General features: G+C 74.3%; 3 protein-coding genes. All 3 read right to left on the bottom strand.

Translation table 11 applies throughout. From position 1 onward, the window contains the following. A partial coding sequence (locus StrepF001_RS44705) for a radical SAM protein (RefSeq protein ID WP_129803796.1) occupies positions 1 to 664 on the bottom strand: 664 nt, incomplete at its 3' end. After that, positions 661 to 813: a hypothetical protein gene (locus StrepF001_RS46145; RefSeq protein ID WP_165396591.1), complete on the bottom strand. Its 153-nt coding sequence runs from the start codon at positions 811 to 813 to the stop codon at positions 661 to 663. The genes StrepF001_RS44705 and StrepF001_RS46145, both read right to left, overlap by 4 nt. Continuing rightward, positions 810 to 3728: SAV_2336 N-terminal domain-related protein (locus StrepF001_RS46150; RefSeq protein WP_165396592.1), on the bottom strand; the 2919-nt coding region annotated here is incomplete at its 5' end. The genes StrepF001_RS46150 and StrepF001_RS46145, both read right to left, overlap by 4 nt.

Raw genomic sequence — 3728 nt, forward strand, 5'->3', positions numbered from 1 at the left:
GGTGGGCCCAGTTGGCGTGCGGGAGCAGGAAGTCCACGCCGGGCGGGTCCAGATCGAGCAGGGACCGGTAGACGTCGTGCGGATCGGTGGCCGGGTCGATGGTGCAGAGGATGCCGGCGTACGTCTCCGGGCGGGCGGCGAGCCGCCGGGCGGCGGCCCGGGCGGCGGGCCAGGCCGGGCGGCCGGCGTGGTCGACGCGGCGGGCGTTGTGCGTGGCCCGTCCCCCGTCGAGGCTGAGGCCGACCCGGACGCCGGCCCCGGCCAGGCGGTCCAGCGCGGCGGCCGTGAGTCGGGTGCCGTTGGTCTGGACGGTGGCGGTGACCCGGCAGTCGGCGGGGACGGCCTCCCGTACCGCGCGCACGTAGGCGAGGACGGGCTCGGGGCCGGTGAGGAGGGGTTCACCGCCGTGGAGTTCGACCCGGATGCGGTCGAGGCCGTGTTCCCGGACGTGCTCGGCGATCCGGGCCGCGGTGCGGCGCATCGTCGGCTCGGGCGTACGGCGTGGACGCTCGCGCCAGCCGTCGTCCCGGCCGCGGTAGACGTAGCAGTAGGAGCAGTCCAGGTTGCAGCGGCCGTGCACCTTCAGCACGAACTGACGAAAGGGCGTCGGGCGGTGCGCCGTCGGGTCCAGGACGGCGTGCGGCCACTGGGGGTGTGTGGTCATGGGGCGTCTTCGTAGTGGGCGACGACGGTGGACTCCCCGTCCCGGGTGCGCAGTTCGGCGAGGATCGCCGCGAGAACCGGGTGGTCGGTCCGGTCCGGCCTGGGGATGTCGGGGAGGGGTGTGCGGGTGTCCTCCGGGCGTGCGGTCACTCGGGGGCCGTTTCGGGGTCCGGGCGGGTGGTGGGGGTGCGGGCCGGCCCGGACCTCAAGGTGCGGAGCTGCTCCCGCAGCCGCTCTCGGGTCTGCAGCGCCGTGGCCAGCAACTCGTCCATGCCTTCCTCCCGCGCCAGCTCGACGGCCTGCCCGTAGCACTCGATCGCCCGGTGCAGATGCGTGAGCGTGGCCGTCCTGGAGTAGAGGGACGTGAGCATGGCACCGCGGGTGGTCCAGCAGCGTACGAGGAACTCGGGCTGATCGGCGCAGCGGATGGCCTCGCCCAGCAGCCACTCGGCCTCGTACAGGTCGGACAGCACCTCCTGGAGCTCGTACCGCCTGAAGTGGGCGAGGCTCAGGTTCATCCAGCGCACCGGGATGTCCGGATGGGCCATGGGGGTCTCCTGCAGGGCGGCGCGCAGCACGACGACGGCCCGGCTCGCGGTGTCGGGGGCGTCCTGGAGCCGGGCCTTCTCGAGCAGGGCGGCACCGAAGGCGGCCAGCACGTCCGGCCGGTCGGGGTGGTCCTCGCCCAGCAGCCGTTCGGCCTGCGTCCACGCATCGAGGGCGGCTGCCAACTGGTGTTCGTGACGGTCATGCTGGTAACCGCTCCAGGACATACGCGCGATCAGCAGGAGGCATTCGAGGCGCAGTGCCTCGTCCTGTCCCGCGGCGTCCAGCGCCTGTTCCAACGCGTCCGTCAACAGGTCGCCGGCCTCGGCAGAACCGCTCACCGACCGGCCGAGCTCGGTGGCCGACGCCACCGCCAGCCAGGCCCGGCAGCGCTCGGCGTCCGTCAGGGCGGACTCGTACCTGAGCGCCTCCAGGAAGTCCGCCCCGGCCTGTCGCGCCGAATTCGTCGCTTGCTCGAGCAGGACGAGCGCGACCGGCCGCGCCGGCCCCGGCCCGGCGTAGAACCGTGCCAGGTCGAGCCACAGCTGTCCCCGGACGATCAGGGGGTGTTGCCGGTCCGGGAAGGAGAGCCGGATGTCGGCCGCCGAGATCGCCCGTCGCAGGTGGACCGGATACCATTCCCCAAGACCCGCCGACCGGTAGAGACCCGTCCCGGCGTGCTCCACTCCCGCCTCCGCGACGGCCCGCCGCACGTGCATCAGCGTTTCGGAGGCGACCCGTGTCCGGGTCATCTCGTCGGGGTCCGACCCGGAGGCCAGCATCGCCAGACCGAGGTCACGGTCCGCCAAGTACAGCAGCACCGCCTGGGCGGCAACCTCCTTGCCGGACGCCGTCCTCCTCGTCCAGTCCCGCAAACCGTCGGGAATCCCCTCGAAGTCAAGTCCCCGACTGCTCAGCTCACCGGCCAGCACCCAGCACACCAGGCCCCGCACAAGCCGCCCCCGCGCACCGACCTCCTCCGGCTCACCCACCGCCTCCCACGCATCGCGGAGGTCCTCCCCCACTCCCTTCACCCGCCACCGCGTCAGCAGCGCGTCGGCCAGCTCCACGGACGCCGACTCCCGCTCGGCACCCGTCCGCGACACCTCCACCGCCTGCTGCAAGTACCGCACCGCAGCGTCGAGTTCGCGGGTCAGCCCCTCCTCCTCGAACCGCCCGATCGCCTCGCGCCCCTTGTCGACCAGCTCCTGAGCGCCCAGCTCGGGCAGTACCGCCGCGACCGGGATCCGCGCGCCGATCTCCCGCAGCACATCCGCCGACACCTCGGCGAACGCCCGCAGCCCGGCCGGCTCCTCCGCACCCGGGCCGGCCGGCGGCGACGCACCGGCCGCCCCCGGATCCACCGCTCCGCGCAGGAACGCCGCCGCCAGCGCCGGGAAGTTGCGCACACTGCGCCCGAACTTCCGCTCCACGTACGCGGAGCAGTGCTTGAACAGCAGCTCGACGTCCTCCACGGCCAGCCGGGTGCGCAGCTCGCCCGCCACGCCCGGCAGGAACTCGTACCGCACGGCCCGTGGGTCGTCCGGGTCCTCCCGACGCCGGAGCAGCCCGCTGAGCAGCACCTCGGACAGCGCCTCGGGCCCGCTCCCGGCGAGCATGGCGTGCTGTACGAGCTGCATCACCGGCAGGTACAGCGGCACCGCGGACAGATACACCGCGAGCCGGCGCGCCTCCGGGGAGGCGGAACGCCAGAAGGCCCGCACCCGTTCCGTACCGCTCAGGTCCTCCTGGGCCCGCACCCGCGCGCGGGAGGGGGCGTGGTCGGCGCGTACCCAGCCGGCCGCGGTGGCCAACGACCCTCCCGTGGCGTCCGACACCAGCCGCGCCCAGCCCTCCACCGAGCCACGGCGCAGCGCCAGCACCGGGACGGGCAGCGCCTGCCGTTCGACGGGCCCCTTGTCCGGCAGGAACTCCAGCGTTCCGGCGGGCCCTTCGCGCCGCCGCAGCAGTCCGCGCCGGGCCGGCAGATGGGTGCGCAGCCACATGCGCTGCGGCAGCGGCTGGACGACGGCCACAGGCGCCGTCGCGGCCCAGCCGTGCAGCAGCCGCTGGATACGGCCGCTGCGCCACATGGGGCCCGCGCAGTCGCTGAGGACGAGCGTCAGCCGGCGTCCGGTCGGGTCGCTGAGCTGTCCGGGCGCGTGCAGCGGGCCGGTGTGCTCCGGCGTGGCGGCGTAGCCGGGCCGCCCGTGGGTGTCCTCGTGCAGGTACTGCACCTGCACCTCGCGGAAGGCGCCGGCGCGCTCGCAGACCTGGCGCAGCTCGTCGAGGGCCTGCTGCCACACCACGGTCGACGTGGAGACGTCCATCAGGAGCAGCAGGCGTGCCTCGCGGCGCCGCTCGGTGCGCAGGACGGGCAGGACGAGCCCGGATTCGGCGGCCTGTTCGGCGGTGGCCCGCTCGTCGAGGGTGCGCGGCACGGGGCGTACGGGTGCGCGGTACCGCTGGAGGGGGCGTAGTCCGCGTTGCAGGGCGAGGGGTTCGGGCAGGGCGGGGGC

Source organism: Streptomyces sp. F001 (genome assembly GCF_004187715.1).
Taxonomy (GTDB): domain Bacteria; phylum Actinomycetota; class Actinomycetes; order Streptomycetales; family Streptomycetaceae; genus Streptomyces; species Streptomyces flavusporus.